Source organism: Flavobacterium sp. AG291 (genome assembly GCF_003350375.1).
Lineage (GTDB): Bacteria > Bacteroidota > Bacteroidia > Flavobacteriales > Flavobacteriaceae > Flavobacterium > Flavobacterium suzhouense.
This window is the reverse complement of record NZ_QQAR01000012.1, coordinates 37981-54790: the sequence shown is the minus strand read 5'-3', so window position 1 is coordinate 54790 and position 16810 is coordinate 37981. Positions and strand designations below refer to the sequence as shown.

General features: G+C 39.2%; 18 protein-coding genes. 16 read left to right on the top strand and 2 right to left on the bottom strand.

Translation table 11 applies throughout. From position 1 onward, the window contains the following. The first annotated feature begins 14 nt into the window (after positions 1–14). From DEU42_RS12855 to purD, 4 genes are read left to right on the top strand one after another with little or no spacing between them, the layout of a single operon-like run. Positions 15–1343, top strand: coding sequence for a hypothetical protein (locus DEU42_RS12855; protein ID WP_114758714.1), 1329 nt, complete (start codon positions 15–17; stop codon positions 1341–1343). Continuing rightward, a complete protein-coding gene (locus DEU42_RS12850; protein WP_114758713.1) occupies positions 1340–2323 on the top strand; it encodes a UDP-glucuronic acid decarboxylase family protein in 984 nt (327 codons plus the stop codon). The genes DEU42_RS12855 and DEU42_RS12850 overlap by 4 nt, the downstream gene beginning before the upstream one ends. Positions 2324–2325: 2 nt before the next feature. Further along, positions 2326–3690 carry an undecaprenyl-phosphate glucose phosphotransferase gene (locus DEU42_RS12845; protein ID WP_114758712.1) on the top strand — a complete coding sequence of 455 codons (1365 nt, stop codon included), beginning with the start codon at positions 2326–2328 and terminating at the stop codon, positions 3688–3690. 24 nt (positions 3691–3714) lie between these two features. After that, a complete protein-coding gene (gene purD / locus DEU42_RS12840) occupies positions 3715–4986 on the top strand; it encodes a phosphoribosylamine--glycine ligase (RefSeq protein WP_114758711.1) in 1272 nt (423 codons plus the stop codon). Here the strand turns inward: purD and DEU42_RS12835 are convergent. Beyond that, entirely contained in the window at positions 4981–5211 is a 231-nt protein-coding gene (locus tag DEU42_RS12835; RefSeq protein WP_114758710.1) for a DUF6341 family protein, read from the bottom strand. The two genes, purD and DEU42_RS12835, sit on opposite strands and share 6 nt — an antisense overlap. Before the next feature lie 48 nt (positions 5212–5259). On the opposite strand from DEU42_RS12835, the gene DEU42_RS12830 reads away from it, so the two are divergent. The 5 genes from DEU42_RS12830 (at position 5260) to DEU42_RS12810 (ending at position 11358) form a co-directional block, all read left to right on the top strand. Then, the gene (locus DEU42_RS12830; RefSeq protein WP_114758709.1) at positions 5260–6189 is read left to right on the top strand and encodes a DUF6427 family protein; all 930 of its coding nucleotides are present in this window, start codon (positions 5260–5262) and stop codon (positions 6187–6189) included. 113 nt (positions 6190–6302) lie between these two features. Next, the gene (locus DEU42_RS12825; protein ID WP_147278120.1) at positions 6303–6767 is read left to right on the top strand and encodes a hypothetical protein; all 465 of its coding nucleotides are present in this window, start codon (positions 6303–6305) and stop codon (positions 6765–6767) included. A gap of 103 nt (positions 6768–6870) precedes the next feature. Next, on the top strand, positions 6871–7476 hold the full coding sequence (locus DEU42_RS12820; protein WP_114758707.1) for a DUF4254 domain-containing protein: 606 nt from the start codon (positions 6871–6873) through the stop codon (positions 7474–7476). 10 nt (positions 7477–7486) lie between these two features. Then, positions 7487–8527: a glycosyltransferase family 9 protein gene (locus DEU42_RS12815; protein WP_114758706.1), complete on the top strand. Its 1041-nt coding sequence runs from the start codon at positions 7487–7489 to the stop codon at positions 8525–8527. Between the two features lie 95 nt (positions 8528–8622). Next, complete coding sequence (locus DEU42_RS12810; RefSeq protein WP_114758705.1) at positions 8623–11358, top strand: fibronectin type III domain-containing protein; 2736 nt, start codon at positions 8623–8625, stop codon at positions 11356–11358. A 65-nt stretch (positions 11359–11423) separates the two neighbouring features. Here the strand turns inward: DEU42_RS12810 and DEU42_RS12805 are convergent, their stop codons facing one another. Next, positions 11424–12476, bottom strand: coding sequence for a ferredoxin--NADP reductase (locus DEU42_RS12805; protein ID WP_114758704.1), 1053 nt, complete (start codon positions 12474–12476; stop codon positions 11424–11426). 130 nt (positions 12477–12606) lie between these two features. On the opposite strand from DEU42_RS12805, the gene DEU42_RS12800 reads away from it, so the two are divergent. From DEU42_RS12800 to DEU42_RS12770, 7 genes are read left to right on the top strand one after another with little or no spacing between them, the layout of a single operon-like run. Then, entirely contained in the window at positions 12607–12954 is a 348-nt protein-coding gene (locus tag DEU42_RS12800) for a PadR family transcriptional regulator (protein ID WP_169520736.1), read from the top strand. Positions 12955–12956: 2 nt separating this feature from the next. Further along, positions 12957–13565, top strand: coding sequence for a hypothetical protein (locus DEU42_RS12795; protein ID WP_114758702.1), 609 nt, complete (start codon positions 12957–12959; stop codon positions 13563–13565). Continuing rightward, complete coding sequence (locus tag DEU42_RS12790) at positions 13558–14187, top strand: hypothetical protein (RefSeq protein WP_147278119.1); 630 nt, start codon at positions 13558–13560, stop codon at positions 14185–14187. Before DEU42_RS12795 ends, DEU42_RS12790 begins: the two co-directional genes overlap by 8 nt. A 2-nt stretch (positions 14188–14189) precedes the next feature. Continuing rightward, the gene (locus DEU42_RS12785; RefSeq protein WP_114758700.1) at positions 14190–14804 is read left to right on the top strand and encodes a hypothetical protein; all 615 of its coding nucleotides are present in this window, start codon (positions 14190–14192) and stop codon (positions 14802–14804) included. A 36-nt stretch (positions 14805–14840) separates the two neighbouring features. Continuing rightward, entirely contained in the window at positions 14841–15452 is a 612-nt protein-coding gene (locus DEU42_RS12780) for a hypothetical protein (RefSeq protein ID WP_114758699.1), read from the top strand. Between the two features lie 37 nt (positions 15453–15489). Continuing rightward, complete coding sequence (locus DEU42_RS12775) at positions 15490–16107, top strand: hypothetical protein (RefSeq protein WP_147278118.1); 618 nt, start codon at positions 15490–15492, stop codon at positions 16105–16107. Continuing rightward, entirely contained in the window at positions 16100–16789 is a 690-nt protein-coding gene (locus DEU42_RS12770; RefSeq protein WP_114758697.1) for a hypothetical protein, read from the top strand. The genes DEU42_RS12775 and DEU42_RS12770 overlap by 8 nt, the downstream gene beginning before the upstream one ends. The last annotated feature ends 21 nt before the right edge of the window (positions 16790–16810 follow it).

Sequence of the window (16810 nt, the reverse complement as noted above, 5' to 3'; positions counted from 1 at the left end):
AATTAGAATAAAGGATGACCGATAATTATAAATCTACCAATGTTTTTTTGCTTAGAAGAATTGGGCTTGCGCCCAGTAAAAGGCTATTGACATTTTTAATATCGGCTATTTTTATTACCCTCCCTTTTGGTTATGCTTACAATAGCGTAGCCATAGTGCTTTTTGTGGGTTATTCGTTTTTATCATATAAAAAACAAAATATATCGGTAAGTTATGTCTTACTGGCACCAATAGCCTTATACATGCTCATGGTCGCCTCAATAGCTTGGTCTATAGATGTACCATTGACCGTAAAAGCCTTAAGTAAAGAAGCTGCATTGTTCTTTATACCGATAGCTTTCTTTTTTAACCGGAAGGTAATAAGCATAAGCAGACGCGGAATATTAAAAGGATTTAGCATTGTAATGTGCTTTTTTGCCTTTTTTTACTTTTTAAGAGCGATGTACAGGTACTTTGAGGGAGGGAACATAGGCGTGTTTTTTTATAATGAACTGTCTACTCCCATAGTTTCGGCAGTATATCTCTCGGCAATTTTTGCAATAGCTTATTATTATTTTTTGTCGGTAAAGAACAAGCGTTTTTTTGATTACCTGGGCCTTGTGATAATGATGGTAATGATAGGTCTGCTGATGGCTAAAGTAACTATAGCGGTTAGCGTGTTACTTACTGCAGTTTATATATCTTTTTTTGCAAGCGTACCTAAAAAAACAAGAATAGCAGGAGCAGCGATTTTTGTAGTATTGGGGATGTCGCTAGTGTATATAAGCCGAACAACAACATTGTTTCCGGCAGAGTATACAACAAATATCCCCGAAATGGAAAAACTTGCTGAAGAGAAGATAAAACTCAATAAAGTTACTCCTCACGAAGCATGGAGCAAACAGGCTTTTAGTGAAAACGATTACTTTAATGGCACGGCTTTCAGGATATATCAGGCAAGAATATTTGGAGAACTAGTGCAGGAAGAAGGCAAAATTGTTACTGGTTATGGCCTTAATGCATCGATAAAAAAAATAGAGGAAAAATCTAAAGAGCATAATGTTTTTGAAGGAGGAGTACTTAACCAAAGGTATGCAAGGCAAAATTATCATAATCAGTATATTGAGGCATTCTCAGATTTAGGCATTCTGGGCTTATTATTGGTTTTGGTAATGGTACTCATAAATCTTAAAAAATCGCTTAGCGATAAAGATTTTGTACATATGGCTTTTGCATTTCTAATGATAGCCTTATTTTTGACCGAATCTTTTTTATGGAGACAGAGGGGTGTGGTTTTATTCATATTGCTGTACTGTCTGTTTAATATAAAATTGCCTGAAAAATCAGGAAAAATAACATTATGAAAAGAATACTCATAACCGGAGCCGCCGGATTTTTAGGCTCGCACCTTTGCGACAGGTTTATTAAAGAAGGATACAATGTTATAGGGATGGATAACCTGATTACGGGCGATCTTAAAAATATTGAGCATCTTTTTAAGCTTGAAAATTTTGAGTTTTATCACCATGATGTTACAAAATTTGTAAACATTCCTGGAGAACTTGATTATATACTTCATTTTGCATCGCCTGCAAGTCCTATAGATTATTTAAAAATCCCTATCCAGACATTAAAGGTTGGTTCGCTGGGCACGCATAATCTTCTGGGGTTAGCCCGTGTAAAAAGAGCACGCATACTTATCGCTTCGACCTCTGAAGTGTATGGCGATCCGTTAGTGCATCCGCAAAATGAGGACTACTACGGAAACGTAAATGCAATAGGGCCTCGTGGAGTATATGATGAGGCAAAACGTTTTCAGGAGTCTATAACCATGGCTTACCATACATTCCATGGTGTAGAGACCAGAATTGTAAGGATATTTAATACCTATGGGCCAAGAATGCGACTTAATGACGGGCGTGTAATTCCGGCATTTATAGGGCAGGCATTAAGAGGAGAAGACCTTACCATCTTCGGTGACGGAATGCAAACCCGTTCTTTTTGTTATGTAGACGATCAGGTAGAAGGAATTTTCAGGTTGCTACACTCTGATTATGTCTATCCGGTAAACATTGGTAACCCGGATGAGATTACAATTAAAGATTTTGCCGAAGAAATAATAAAACTTACCGGAACTACTCAAAAAGTGGTATATAAACCACTTCCGGTAAACGATCCGTTACAGCGTCAGCCAGACATAACAAGAGCTAAAGAGCTTTTAGGCTGGGAGCCAAAAGTAGGCCGTGCTGAGGGCATGAAAATTACTTACGACTATTTTAAGGCATTGCCTAAAGAAGAGCTTCTTAAAGAAGAGCATAAGAATTTTTCAGACTATATCCGATAGAAATGAGTTTATCCGGAAGAGGCAGATATTCTAAATATTTAAGACCTATTAGTATAGGTTTTGATTTGCTAACGGTGCTATTGCTGCCGTTTTGGTTTTTTTGTACCCTAAATGTAAATTTTCTGCATTTTGCCGCCTATGCAACAGTATCCTGGTGTACTGTGGCCTATTTCTCGGGGTTTTATGAAACGTACAGATATACGGCTGCTACAAAAATATTATCGAGGCTGATAAGGCAATCGGTGCTATTCCTCCTTACGGTTATAGCCTTTTTTCCTTTTGCAAAATATGCCATTTTTGAAAGCAGGCAAATACTTCTTTATGGCATTAGCGTCTTTTTAATCGTAACAATTTTTAAATTTGCACTGTATTTATACCTAAAGCGATACAGGCTTAGCGGAAGTAATATCCGAAAAACTGTGATTATTGGTTATACACCTGAGTCGATAAGATTAAAAGACTTTTTTGAAGGTAATCCGGATTACGGATATAGGTTTATGGGCTTTTTTTCCGACAGGAAGCATGAGAATATGCCTATTGAAGGAAAGGTGTCTGGTATAGAGGAATATATCCTTGAGAATAATATTGACGACATTTACTGCTCGTTAAACGAGATAGGAAACGTCAGGCTAAGAGAATTGGTAGCTTTTTGTGACACTAACAACATAGTTATTAAGTTTATACCCGATACAAAGCAAATTTTTTCGCGAAACCTCGTTATTGATTATTATGAGTCATTTCCGGTGCTTTCACTGCGTAAAACACCATTGCATGAGCCGGTTGCAATAGTTGTAAAAAGGGTATTTGATATAGTGTTTTCGTTTCTGGTTACTATTTTAGTACTGTCGTGGCTAACGCCGATAATGGCAATACTGATAAAGCTGGAATCGAAAGGGCCGGTATTTTACAGGCAGATAAGGGCGGGTATAAACGAACAGGAGTTTTCATGCTTTAAGTTCAGGTCTATGCGCATAAACGACCAGATGGATAAACTGGCTGTAAAAAATGATCCGAGGGTTACTAAAGTGGGTAAGTTCATCCGCAAGACAAGTATCGACGAGCTGCCTCAGTTCTTAAACGTGCTTTTAGGCGATATGTCGGTAGTGGGGCCAAGGCCTCATATTTACTCCATAAACCACAGGTATAGCGAGAGAATAAAAAAATATGGTGCAAGACATACGGTTAAGCCCGGTATTACAGGTCTTGCCCAGGTTAAGGGTTTCCGTGGTGAGATAAACGGTGACGAAGACATGATAAACCGTATCAGATACGACGTTTTTTATATAGAAAACTGGTCGATACTGCTAGATATAAAGATAATTTTACAAACCGTGGTAGGCATGTTTGGCGATGAAAAAGCCTATTAATGCTTACCTGAAATACAAAGCGAAATGAAAATTTTATTATTAGGATCCGGAGGAAGAGAGCATGCACTGGCATGGAAAATGCTGCAAAGCCCGCTTTGCGAAAAACTATTTGTTGCACCGGGAAATGCCGGAACAGCAGGTATTGCAGTTAATGTAGATATGAATCCGCTGGATTTTGAATCGATAAAAAGCTTCGTGCTTCAGGAAGAAGTAAAAATGGTTGTTGTAGGTCCGGAAGACCCATTAGTAAAAGGGATTTACGACTTCTTTAAAAAAGATGCTGCCCTTAGTCATATTCCGGTTATAGGTCCTTCTAAAGTAGGTGCGCAACTGGAAGGCAGTAAAGAATTTGCAAAACAGTTCCTTGTAAAAAATAACATTCCAACGGCTGCTTACGACAGTTTTACTAAAGAAACGGTAGAGAAAGGCTGCGATTTTCTTGCTACGCTTCAGCCACCATACGTTCTAAAAGCTGATGGTCTTGCTGCAGGTAAAGGAGTTCTTATTATTAACGACCTTGCTGAGGCACAGCAGGAACTTAGAAACATGCTTGTAGGCGAAAAATTTGGTCAGGCGAGTACGAAGGTAGTTATTGAGGAGTTTCTTGATGGAATTGAGCTTAGCTGCTTTGTACTTACCGATGGTAAAAACTACAAGCTACTGCCTACCGCTAAAGATTACAAGCGTATTGGCGAAGGCGATACAGGCCTAAATACAGGTGGTATGGGTGCGATTTCTCCGGTGCCGTTTGCCGATGCTGAATTCATGGAAAAAATCGAGACACGTGTTGTTAAGCCAACTATTGAAGGACTTAAGAGTGCTAACATCGACTATAAAGGTTTCGTGTTTATCGGGCTTATAAAAGTGGGTAACGATCCGTTCGTGATTGAGTACAATGTGAGAATGGGTGACCCTGAAACGGAGGTTGTAATTCCAAGACTGAAATCTGACCTTGTTGAGATATTCAATGCGGTAGCAGCTCAGGAACTTGACAAAGTGAACCTTGAGATCGACGAAAGATCGGCTACGACTATTATGGTAGTATCAGGAGGTTATCCTGAAGATTACGGTAAAGGAATGGTAATATCGGGTCTTGAAAATGTAGAGGGCTCAATCGCGTTCCATGCAGGGACAAAACTGGATAACGGAAATGTAGTAACCAGCGGAGGCCGTGTAATAGCTGTAACTTCATATGGAAGTGACTTTAAAGAGGCCATAAAAAAATCTTACCAAAACATAGATAAACTAAGTTTTGATAAGATGTATTTTAGAAAAGATATCGGCTTTGACTTATGATAAGAAAGAGTGAGCCGTAGTATCCTGATCGTCCTCGTTGTTTTGCTTGAATATAGTAAGCTGTTTTAACCAGTAAGCTGTAGCAACACAACAGATGATGATAAAAATCCAGGTTACAATGTTTGCCAGCCACCAGTTTTCTAGCTCAAGGCTGCGGAAAAAGTTTAAGGGTAAGAAAAGGATATCTGTAAACAGGTAGCCTATCGCTTCGAAAAATGCTTTCATTTTTAAACAAGTATTATATTTACTGTCACAAAAGTATAAAATATTCACATGCTAGCAAGTGTTTTTAATAAATCCAGGCCTGTAAATTACGTTTTAATAGGCGTGGTTCTTATTTTAAGTTACTTTTCGTACTTATTAAAAGACCTGTCCTGGACAGAAAACTACCTGCTTGTAGCCCAAAAGGTGGGGCTTTTGCTACTTTTGGCAGGAGCCCTGTTCCTTACTAATTTTATTACAAGGCGCAATAACCTGAGCAAGGCGAATACCTATGCCATGTTCCTTTTTATGGTGTTTTTAATACTGTTTCCCACCACTTTGGTAAACATAAACATCATAATTGCCAACTTTTTTATTCTGCTGGCACTGCGAAGGCTGGTTTCGCTCCAGTCACTTATAACCCCAAAAGAAAAGATATTCGATGCCTCATTCTGGATATTCGCGGCAGCGATATTTCACTTTTGGTGTATAGCCTATATCGTGCTGGTATTTATATCGATTATTTTTCACGTATCACGCGATTACCGTAACTGGCTGATACCTTTTATTGCCTTTTTTGCTGTTTTTGTGATATATACCATGATTATCCTGATGATGGGCTACGATTTTGTTACGACAATATCAGATAATATAGATGTTAGCTTCGACTTTACTTATTTTGAGAATATCTATCAGAATATTGCGTTGGCAATCTACTCTTCTATTGCGTTGTTGTTTGCATTTCCGTACATCTTCTCGATAACCAATAAGCCGCTTAACCTACAGTCGTCGCACAAAAAGATTATTTATTCCTTCCTTATCGGGGTAGGTATCTATGTGCTTTCGGCACACAAGAACAACAGTTTTCTGGTGTTTACCTTTGCACCGCTAGCCATAATGGGCGCCAACTATTTTGAAGCACAGGAAAACAAATGGGTGAGAGAAGTGGCAATGGGGCTTATCGTGCTTATTGCGGTATTCCTGTTTGCTTCGCAGTTATAGGTTTAAAGGCTTGCCACGAATTAAACTATTTTTCCCTAATTTCAATGTAAATTAGTTTGTCTGTACGTGCCAGGTTTGTGCCTAATCATTAATTAATGACTACTGAAAATGAAATGACAGAACATGAAGGATATATAAAAATGGTTGTTGGCAAGACACTAACTAATTTGTTTTTCACAAAGCAAGACGGACCTCATGATTACATGCCGGGCATTTCACCTGCTTATTACTTCGCTACAATTTTGGAATTAGATAACGATAAAAAGTTTCAATTTGGCAATGACTTTATTATTGACTGGAAGGATCAAGAACCGACCATAACGTTGACAAACGAAAATTGGGCATTACCAAAGACACTTGTGTTCCAGGGACAAAAGATAGTTAACCTCACAAAAGACGAGCATGAGCAATTGACATTTCACTTAGAGAATGGTACAACAATAGCTCATACAATAGACTACGGTAACCAGTTGTTTATTAAAAATGAAAAGGTTTTAGACAAAGAAATAACTGTATCTGACAGCACTTTTCTAAAAGCGGTGCAGGCATGGTGGCAGAAACTTTTCTGCTCCGAATAGATTCCTCGATAATCCCATTATCTAATAATTAGCAATTACATCGTGTTAGCAGGTTACAACTATTCCCCGTATATTTGCACTACACAAAATAAACAATACTACTATGTTTTCTAAAATCGCTTTCCCAATATTTGAGCAGAGCATTAACGACTATCATAAATTTGACAGCGTAGATCAGCCTGTTAACAATCCGTATGCTAAGGACCAGATAGAGCATCTGCTTTATGCGAAAAACTGGGTAGACACAGTGCAGTGGCATTATGAAGACATTATCCGTAACCCGGAAATCGATCCGGTTGAGGCACTTGTGCTTAAAAGAAAAATCGATGCGTCTAACCAGGTGCGTACTGACATGGTGGAGTACATAGACAGCTACTTTTTACAGAAATACAGCGATGTAACGCCAAAGGCTGATGCAAAGATAAACTCTGAGAGTCCGGCATGGGCAATTGATAGATTGTCAATTTTGGCGCTTAAGATATACCACATGCACGAAGAAGCTACACGTGCCGAGGCTACACCGGAGCACCGTGCAAAATGCCAGGAAAAACTTGACGTGCTACTTGAGCAGAAGAAAGATCTTACTACAGCTATTGATGACCTTATTACCGACATTGAGAACGGTGATAAATACATGAAGGTGTACAAGCAGATGAAAATGTACAACGACGAGGAACTAAACCCTGTATTGTACCAAAACAAGAAATAATACCTGATTGATGTCAGGAACAAAACATATACTGGTAATAAGGCTTTCGGCAATGGGAGACGTCGCCATGACGGTTCCGCTGCTGAGAGCCTTAGTTGCTCAGTACCCTAACGTAAAGGTTACCGTACTGACAAGGGCATTTTTTACTCCTTTTTTTGACGGAATCCCTAACGTTAGTGTTTATCCTGCCGATGTTGTGGGTAAACACAAAGGCTTTTTCGGACTCCTGAAACTCTTCCGTGAACTGAAAAAACTAAACATTGATGCGGTTGCCGACCTGCATAATGTACTCCGTTCGAAGATCGTTACAAAACTCTTTTCCCTGAGCGGAAAACCCATTGCAACGACCGATAAGGCCCGCGAGGAGAAAAAAGCGCTTACAAGGGCTGAAAATAAGGTTTTCAGGCAGCTTACCCCAATAGTAGAACGTCATCTGGATACGTTTAAAAAGTTAGGCTTTACGATAGATTTATCGAATCCTGTATTTCCTGATAAACAACCGCTTGCGGCGCAAGTATCGGCGATTTCCGGAGAAAAATCGGGGAAATGGATAGGCGTCGCGCCTTTTGCGCAGCATCAGGGCAAAGTATATCCGCAGGATTTAATGCAGGAAGTGATTGACAAGCTTGCTGAAGATTCAAATTATACTCTTTTCCTTTTTGGTGGAGGTGCAGCCGAAACCGCACAGCTTGAGGCATTCGCCAAAGGCCGAAAAAACATAATCGTTACTGCCGGAAAACTAAAACTCTCTCAGGAACTCAACTTGATAAACCATCTCGACCTTATGCTGAGTATGGATAGCGGTAATGCCCACATGGCAGCAATGTTGGGCGTAAAGGTCATTACCCTTTGGGGAGCTACGCACCCTTATGCCGGTTTTGCGCCTTTCAATCAGCCACAGGACTACACCCTTACTTCCGACAGGAACCAATACCCGTTACTGCCAACATCTATTTACGGTAATAAAGTTGTAGAAGGCTACAAAGATGTTATGCGAACGATTACTCCCCAGGTAGTTATCGATAAGGTAACAAACGTAGTCCATTCATAATACTGAGTAAACTTCCGGTATTTGTATCATAATGGTTTAGTAAACTTGTTAACTATTGGTGAATGTAATTTTGATGCCAAAATTTACACCAATTAATGAAGAAACTTTATGCTTTCCTGCTCGCTGTTACGGGGATAACAGTACAGGCACAAACACTGCATCCTTATTTGCAGGCACCAACACCAACATCTATCTATGTAAACTGGAAAACCGAAAGCAATCCGGAATCGATAGTAGAATACGGTAGCACACCACAACAACTTGGTAATTCTGTTACGGGTACTAACCAGATCTTTACAGACACCGGTTATCCGCAAAATTATTATTACCACACGGTAAAACTTACAGGCCTTACTGCCAATACAAAGTATTATTACAGGATTAAGACCGGTAACGATGTAAGCGAAGTAAAATCGTTTAAAACCATGCCGCTTCCGGGACAGGCAGCAACGGCAGACGGACATTTGCGTTTCCTTGTTTTAGGGGACAACCAAATGCGAAATGTACCGCGTTTCGATACGCTTGTAGCACAGGCAAAAAGAAAAATTGCTCAGAAATGGGGTATTAATGCCGACCCTGCCGACAATATAGCACTTACTGTTATGGTGGGTGATCAGGTAGATGTTGGGACTCTAGACCATTATGAAAATGTACATTTTAAAAAGAATAAGGAACTTTCGGGCTATCTGCCGATACAAACACTGGTAGGTAACCATGAAACCTATGGCACGCTGGCGATGCAGGCCTACTATGATCATTATATCCTTGATGAGATGTCTTATCAGGGTATAACATCGGGTACAGAGAATTACTATGCCAATCAGGTAGGTAATACGTTGTTTATCGCTATGGATACCGAACACACGGGCATACAGCAGTTAAGCTGGCTGACGCAGATTGTTGAAGCGGCGGATAATGATCCAACGGTAAAATGGATTATTTCTTTAGGACACAGGCCATATCAGGCAGAGCAATATGTAGGAGACATCTCTCCATGGATCCGTAATGCTGCAATGCCGGTATTAGTGACATCTGACAAGCACATACTGCATATTGGCGCACACCATCACCTGTATCACAGAGGCCAATTGAAAAATACACCTACCTACCAAATTATTTCGGGAGGTGTTGCATGGGATCAGTATTGGGGCATGGCGGCAGAACAGGATTTTGATGATGTTCAAAAGACCATTTCGAACTGGATGTACCAGATTATTGATATAGATGTAATCAATGATACTTTTGATGTGGAGTCCTATTCTATAGGAAGTGTGTACAATTGGAAAGATAACGAGCTTATGGATGAGTTTCATCATTACAAAGGCCTTGCAGCACCAACAACACCAACAATTACCAATGCATTTAATGGGAATGATGTAGAGCTTCCGTTAGAAATATCAGGCTCGGCATATCAAACTACATCAGGACAATTGTTGAATTCTACAGAGTTCATGATTGGAAAAACTGCTGATTTTGAAATTGTAGAAAAGGATGTGTACAGGGATTATGAAAACCTGTATGGTTCGCTTAACGGACAGGTAGATGTATCTAAAGATCAGAATGAAGGAGTTGATATTACGAAATTGACACTGGGACAAAATGAAATTCCTAACGGGCAGTATTTTGTAAAAGTGCGCCACAGGGATCGTAACCTGAGCTGGTCGGCATGGAGCGAGGCTAAAACTTTTAATATCATTAACAGTACATTTGCCAATACACAAATACAACTGGATACAATTGCCTATCTGCCTAATACACCAATTACTGTATCTTATACTGACGGGCCGGGTAACCAAAATGACTGGCTGGCGCTTTATAAAAAAGGGCAGACACCTGGTTCATCTTCGCCCTCTCAGCTTTGGGCATATGTAAACGGACAAACAAGCGGTACATATACTTTTGCAGGATTGACTCAGCCGGGAATGTATTTTGCAACGTTCCTTGAAAATGATGGATATACAGAACTTGCTGAAAGAAAAGAATTTTATGTTGGTCCATTACTGGAACTGTCTGCAGATAGTCAGGTGTATGCCTCGGGCAGTCCTGTTACGATCAGCTATGTTGACGGGCCTCAGCTAACTAATGACTGGATTGGAATATATAGGGTTGGCCAGACACCTGGCGGACCGGCATCTACACAATGGACCTATGTAAGTGATGCATCCGGCAGCCATACTTTTAATAACCTGGCGGATGGCTACTATTTTGCAGAGTATTTCCTTCAGGATGGTTACGGAAGCATAGGTAATAGGGTTTACTTTCAGGTAGGTGAGCAGATTACCCAAATAGGCATCAATAAAACTATTTACAACCTTAATGAAAACATTATTGCGACATGGACTGATGCGCCGGGTATTGTAAAAGACTGGCTGGGTATTTATCATGAAGGTGATGATCCTAATGTAGACGAACTGGTTAGTTTTACTTATTTTGAAGGTATTACAGAGGGGTCTACAGTTATAAAAGAGGATAAGCTTCCAACTACGGCAGGAGATTATTTTATCGTTATGTTTACTAATGACTCTTACAACGAAGTATCAAACAGGATTTCGTTTAAGGTAGAAGATATATTAGGGAATGAAGAATTCTCATCGCAAAATGGTGTAATGGTATATCCTAACCCGGTTAAGGAAGGTGAGAACACTTATATAAAATCGAAATATCCTATTGACCAGATTGATATGTTTGATATGACAGGTAACTTGTTCTATACCTCAAAAAATATTAACGATTACAACTTCTCAATTATAAATCAGAGTTTGCCGACAGGAATGTATATTCTGAAAATACATTCCAATAAGGTATATACTGTGAAAGTGATTATTGAATAATACTAAGAAGTATATGAATGTAAAAGCCCCGGTTAACGGGGCTTTTCTATTTTTAGGAATAACGATTAAACGTCGTCAAAGTCGATATAAATCTCGCCCGATGTTGGGTGTGCCTGACAGGTAAGGATAAGGCCTTCGGCAATTTCGCCATCGGTAAGTATGGCGTTCTTTTTCATTTGTGCAGAACCATTGGTTACACGTGCCATACAGCTGCTGCAAATACCACCCTGACAAGAGTAAGGCGCATCTACACCCTGCTTAAGGGCTGCATCAAGAATGGTCATTTGCTGCGACATCATGAAAGTTACCTCTTCATCGTCTACAAGGACCGTAATTTTAGTCTGACCGTCAAGGTTTTCCTCGATTTTCTTCTCTGCAATTGGTGTAGAGAACAATTCGAATTTAATGTTCTTTTCAGGAACATTGTTTTCCCTAAGTACATCATTTACGGTAAGTATCATTTGCTCAGGTCCGCACAGGTAGAATTTCTCGAATTCTTTTTCCTTGTGCTTGTTCTTGATTACAAAGTTTACCGCTGCACGCTCTATACGTCCGAAAAGTGCCTCGTCAGCTTTCGCCTGACTATATACGAAATGTACAAAGAAACGACCTACGTATTCCTGCTGAAGGTCGTGCAGAAACTGGTGGAAGATGGTATCTTCAGGAGTTTTGTTACCATATACAAGTACAAAAGTACTTGATGGTTCTCCTTGTAACACTGACTGGATAATAGCCATAACCGGTGTGATTCCGCTACCTGCTGCAAAAGCGGCATAGTTACGCTGACGCTCAGCTTTAGGTTCAAAGGTAAATTTACCTTCAGGAGTACCTACTTCCATAGTGTCGCCCGGAGCAAGCTTTTCATTGGCAAAAACAGAGAAGCCTCCATTTTTTACAGCCTTAATGGCTACACGAAGTTCGTTGCTGCCCGGTGCCGAGCATATAGAATAGGCTTTACGGATGTCCTGTCCTTCAAAGGTTGTTTTTATATTTATGTATTGTCCTGCGATAAAATTATAGTCTTCGCGCAGGTGCTCAGGAATTTCGAAAGCGATAGAAACCGCCTGTGGCGTTTCCCTCCTTACATCCTTTATTTTAAGCGAATGAAATGTTGACATGTTTGTTTATTTGATGCAAAAATAAGCATTCCGAGCAGCTAAATAAAATTCCGCCAATTAAAATAATACCTAAAACTATTATGCATAAGAAAATTATGTATACATTTGTAATACCAAATCAAACACAGTGATGAAGAACTCACAACTCTATAAAGGGAGCCTCAATACCATAATAATGAAGCTTTTGGAAGAAAACGGCAGAATGTATGGTTATGAGATTACCCAAAAGGTAAAGCTTATTACGGCAGGTGAACTGAATATTACCGAAGGGGCGCTGTACCCGGCATTGCATAAGCTGGAAGCTGACGGTTTTTTAGATGTAGAGGTAGAAAAGGTAGATAACCGTCTTCGTAAATATTATAAACTGACCGAAAACGGACAGAAAGAGACTGTGAACCGCCTTGCCGAACTGGAGGAGTTCATCCGTAATATGCAGAACCTTGTAAACCCGGCCCCTAAACCCGATTTACAGTTTTAGTTATGAAACTTACTAAAGAGCAAATAGGGAAGATTGAAGAATATCTGGTTAAGGACAGGATATTTTATGATGACATCCGTATGGAGATGACCGATCATATTGCTGCTACCCTTGAAGAAAAACTAAAGGAAGGCGGTGATTTTGAATTGGCATTAAAAGAATATATGAACTCGCACCTGAAAGTAAAACTGTTAACAGCAGTTCGTGAGCAGGAAGTGCTGAGGGATAAACAAAACAGGAATACCATTTTTAGGCAGCTATTGAGTAAAAGAGGGATGGTCTTTTTTGTTGGGGTATGCGTATTGATACAACTTTCAACATTTGAGGTGTGGGCTTTTAGGTTTTTTGAAGCGGTAATGATGATAAGTGTGTTGATTTATATGGTATCTGAACCTTGGATGCCCAGTAAATACATTTTTGTAAAGCGGTTGTTTAATGTGTCAATGTTTTATTATATGTTGCCGGTTTTGTTTGTTTTAAAAATAAACAAATTGCTGGGCGAAGCACAATGGGTGTATTGTATTAATGGAGTGCTGTTAAGCCTGATTTTTACGCTGGCTTACCTTGCTCTGCGAATGAATAATGAAATTAAAACCAACCGCTATGCCTAAACTTACAACGGATCAAATTGTTGCCATAGATAAGGCCTTGTGGGATATAGAAATACGTTTTCTGGATATTCGTATTGAGATGATTGATCATGCAGCAACATCACTTGAAGGAATGAAAGGTGATTTTGACGCTAATCTTGAAAGATATATTGCTATTAATAAAGGCGGGCTGAAAAAGAGTTACCGTCGTTTTAGCAGGAACGCGAGTTTAAATGGGGTTAAGCTGTTGTTCAGTAATATGTTTACATTCCGTTTCATAATTATACTGGCAGCAGTGTATACGATCTTGTTTGGCGATTATAAATATGAAGGTTATGAGGAAGTGTCGACAAGACTTCTAATACCGTTTGTTTTGGCTATGCCTGCTTTTTGGGTGTATATAGGATATAAAAATTTTACGCAACAAAAGAAACTCTTTTCTACTGCCGAAAGGCTCTTTTATTCGCTTAGCGGCGTTGGTTACCTGTTATGTGTTCCTGTTTATCTTCAGGTGGAGAAATTAGAATTGAGCAGTGAACTAAAATTACTGTATAGCGCATTTGTAATCAGCTTCGTGCTACTGTTGGCGTATACATATAGATCACTAACGAAAATGTATAGTTCAAGATACCAGGTTGCTTAACGATGGCTAGACTTACTACAGAACAAATACAGTGCATTGATGATCTGCTAAGGATGCTGCAGGTTGAGTTTCTTGATATCCGTTACGAAATGGTTGACCATATTGCCTCAGAACTTGAAGCGATGGAAGGCGATTTTAAAGAAAACCTGAAGGTATATTTTGTAATGAACAAGCTTAGTATTTTGCAGCAAAACGAAATAGCCAAAAAGGCTGCTAAAAAAAAGGCACTGAAGCTGTACTTTAAAACAATGGCAGAGCCTATGGTTATTGCTGTTGCAGTGGTAATGTTTACAATAGTATATTATTTTGCACAATACTACATGGAGAGGTTCAGTCTTAGTTTATACGGTAACTATGTTTTAATGGTGCTTATAGTTCCGTTTGCTATTGTAAGCTGGAAAAACAAAAAGGTATCGCTATTGCGTTCTATGGTAAAAATCTATAGTTCTTTATATATAGGAAACCAGATTGTAATGATAGTCATATTGTTTATAGAAAACGACGCAGTCATAATGCTGCCTCAAAGAATAAGTATTTCGTTTATGGCGGCCCTTATGCTTGTGGTTATGGTTAGCCTTTACCGCTGCCGTAAACACTATGTGGGCAAATACATTTAAAACCAACCAACCAATTATATTTTTAAGACAAAGAAGATGAAGAGGCTTAGTAAATTCCAAATACAATTTATAGACGACCGCCTGTATAACCTTGGCGTAAAGTACATAGACATCCGTTATGAGATGGTAGACCACATCGCTTCGGAACTTGAAACGATGGAAGGCGATTTTGGCGAAAACTGGACGGAGTATTTCATATCGCACCGTAATGATATCTTAAAACAGAACAGGAGAGCTAAATGGACAGCCGTTTTAAGAGCCATAAAGCTGTATTTTAGAACTATGGCTATGCCGCTGGTTTTGCTATCGGCATTGCTTATTGGGACAGCGGCATATTACGCTAGCTTTTTTGTTGAAAATGAAGATGTAAATATGTACGGGCTTTATATTATAATGGCGATGGCTATACCAGCCATGTGGTTTGGAAGAAAGAATAAAGAACTATCGGTAATGCGCCCACTAATTTTAATCTATAGCATTATTTTTAATCTACACCAGATAAGCCAGATAATTAGTTACAGTATAGATGACAGAGCATTGAGGATTATTCCGAGAAGAATAGCTTTTGCAATTTTACCGGCCCTATTACTTGTGCTTATGGTCAGCCTTTACCGCTGCCGCAAGCAGTATGTGGGCAAATACATTTAAAAACCAACCCACCAATTATATTTTTAAGACAAAGAAGATGAAGAGGCTTACAAACGAACAAATTGAAAAGATACATGCAGCGCTTAAAAAAACAGGCGTACTGTATGTAGACATTCTACATGAAATGACCGACCATATTGCCAGTGAACTGGAAGATAAGGACGGTGATTTTGACAGGAATTTGAGACTGTACATAGGCAGGCATAAAAAAGAACTGAGCAGGCTTAACAGAAAGCGCATTTTTGTTTCCTGGGGGGAATCGTACAAAGGACTGTTTAAGAACATGTTTTCATTAAAATTTATAGCCTTTTTTGGTCTTTTGTTGATTGCTTTAACAGGACTTACCCGCGTTATGGACAGAGAAGGATTTGTAACACTGATGCTTTTTGTTTTCATTTTTGCCAATGGAGCGATTTCATTTCCTCAGGTGTATAGGATGCTAAAAAAGAAAGACCAGTATTCTGTGGGCGAGGGGATATCAATACTAAATGTGTTCGTGTTTTTCCCCGGACTTTTTGCTATACGTTACATGAATGATATAGCGTCTGACATGGTTGTAGTGCTTTATTTTACAATATTACTTGCATTATGCGCGGTAATGGCCATAACGATCCGTCGTTTTAAATTAAGATATATAGTGAGGTACAATGGATAAGATTAAAAAAATAACACAGGAGCAAAACGATCAGTTGTTTGCATTTACCATTAAGCATTTTGTAGAATATTACGATTTACAGAATGAGCTTACTGATCACCTTGCCAATGCTATTGAAGAACGCTGGAAAACAGAACCTAACCTAAGCTTTGACGATGCCCTGAAACAAGAGTTTAAAAAATTTGGCATCTTTGGGTTTATGGGTGTCGTAGAAAGCAGACAGGCAGCCCTGAATAAAAAGTACAAAAAACTGATGTGGGGGTATATGAAGGAGTTTATCAAAATTCCACAAATTTTGATTACCATAGCCTTATTTTATGCAGTATATAAGCTAATTGAATTTCAGGTAGTTTCATATCATATAATGCTTATGGTGATTTTGCTGACGGGTATTGGCACAATAATGACAAGAATGGTGAAGCATCGAAGAAAGGTAAAACGTACCGGAAAAAAATGGCTGTTCGAGGAAATTATTGTCAAATCCGGAGGAATGGCAAGTGTGGTATATCTTCCGTTTAATTTTTCTTCATTAGTAGATTCAGAAGCACCGGGTCCTGTTCGAATAGGTATAATGGCTGCAATAGTAGTGCTTTTCCTGCTGATGCATTTTGTTGTGCTTTTTGTAATACCCCGTCGTGCTGAAGAACACCTGCTAAAAACCTATCCGGAATACAACATGTAAGATTAATTCGTGAAATGTAAC

Coding starts and splice junctions, on each gene's coding strand:
- DEU42_RS12825 (WP_147278120.1), top strand. CDS start 6,303: ATGACAGAACATGAAGGATATATAAAAATGGTTGTTGGCAAGACACTA.
- DEU42_RS12775 (WP_147278118.1), top strand. CDS start 15,490: ATGAAGAGGCTTACAAACGAACAAATTGAAAAGATACATGCAGCGCTT.
- DEU42_RS12800 (WP_169520736.1), top strand. CDS start 12,607: ATGAAGAACTCACAACTCTATAAAGGGAGCCTCAATACCATAATAATG.
- DEU42_RS12820 (WP_114758707.1), top strand. CDS start 6,871: ATGTTTTCTAAAATCGCTTTCCCAATATTTGAGCAGAGCATTAACGAC.
- DEU42_RS12815 (WP_114758706.1), top strand. CDS start 7,487: ATGTCAGGAACAAAACATATACTGGTAATAAGGCTTTCGGCAATGGGA.
- DEU42_RS12805 (WP_114758704.1), bottom strand. CDS start 12,476: ATGTCAACATTTCATTCGCTTAAAATAAAGGATGTAAGGAGGGAAACG.
- DEU42_RS12855 (WP_114758714.1), top strand. CDS start 15: ATGACCGATAATTATAAATCTACCAATGTTTTTTTGCTTAGAAGAATT.
- DEU42_RS12785 (WP_114758700.1), top strand. CDS start 14,190: ATGGCTAGACTTACTACAGAACAAATACAGTGCATTGATGATCTGCTA.
- DEU42_RS12770 (WP_114758697.1), top strand. CDS start 16,100: ATGGATAAGATTAAAAAAATAACACAGGAGCAAAACGATCAGTTGTTT.
- DEU42_RS12780 (WP_114758699.1), top strand. CDS start 14,841: ATGAAGAGGCTTAGTAAATTCCAAATACAATTTATAGACGACCGCCTG.
- DEU42_RS12835 (WP_114758710.1), bottom strand. CDS start 5,211: ATGAAAGCATTTTTCGAAGCGATAGGCTACCTGTTTACAGATATCCTT.
- DEU42_RS12795 (WP_114758702.1), top strand. CDS start 12,957: ATGAAACTTACTAAAGAGCAAATAGGGAAGATTGAAGAATATCTGGTT.
- DEU42_RS12845 (WP_114758712.1), top strand. CDS start 2,326: ATGAGTTTATCCGGAAGAGGCAGATATTCTAAATATTTAAGACCTATT.
- DEU42_RS12830 (WP_114758709.1), top strand. CDS start 5,260: ATGCTAGCAAGTGTTTTTAATAAATCCAGGCCTGTAAATTACGTTTTA.
- DEU42_RS12810 (WP_114758705.1), top strand. CDS start 8,623: ATGAAGAAACTTTATGCTTTCCTGCTCGCTGTTACGGGGATAACAGTA.
- DEU42_RS12790 (WP_147278119.1), top strand. CDS start 13,558: ATGCCTAAACTTACAACGGATCAAATTGTTGCCATAGATAAGGCCTTG.
- purD (WP_114758711.1), top strand. CDS start 3,715: ATGAAAATTTTATTATTAGGATCCGGAGGAAGAGAGCATGCACTGGCA.
- DEU42_RS12850 (WP_114758713.1), top strand. CDS start 1,340: ATGAAAAGAATACTCATAACCGGAGCCGCCGGATTTTTAGGCTCGCAC.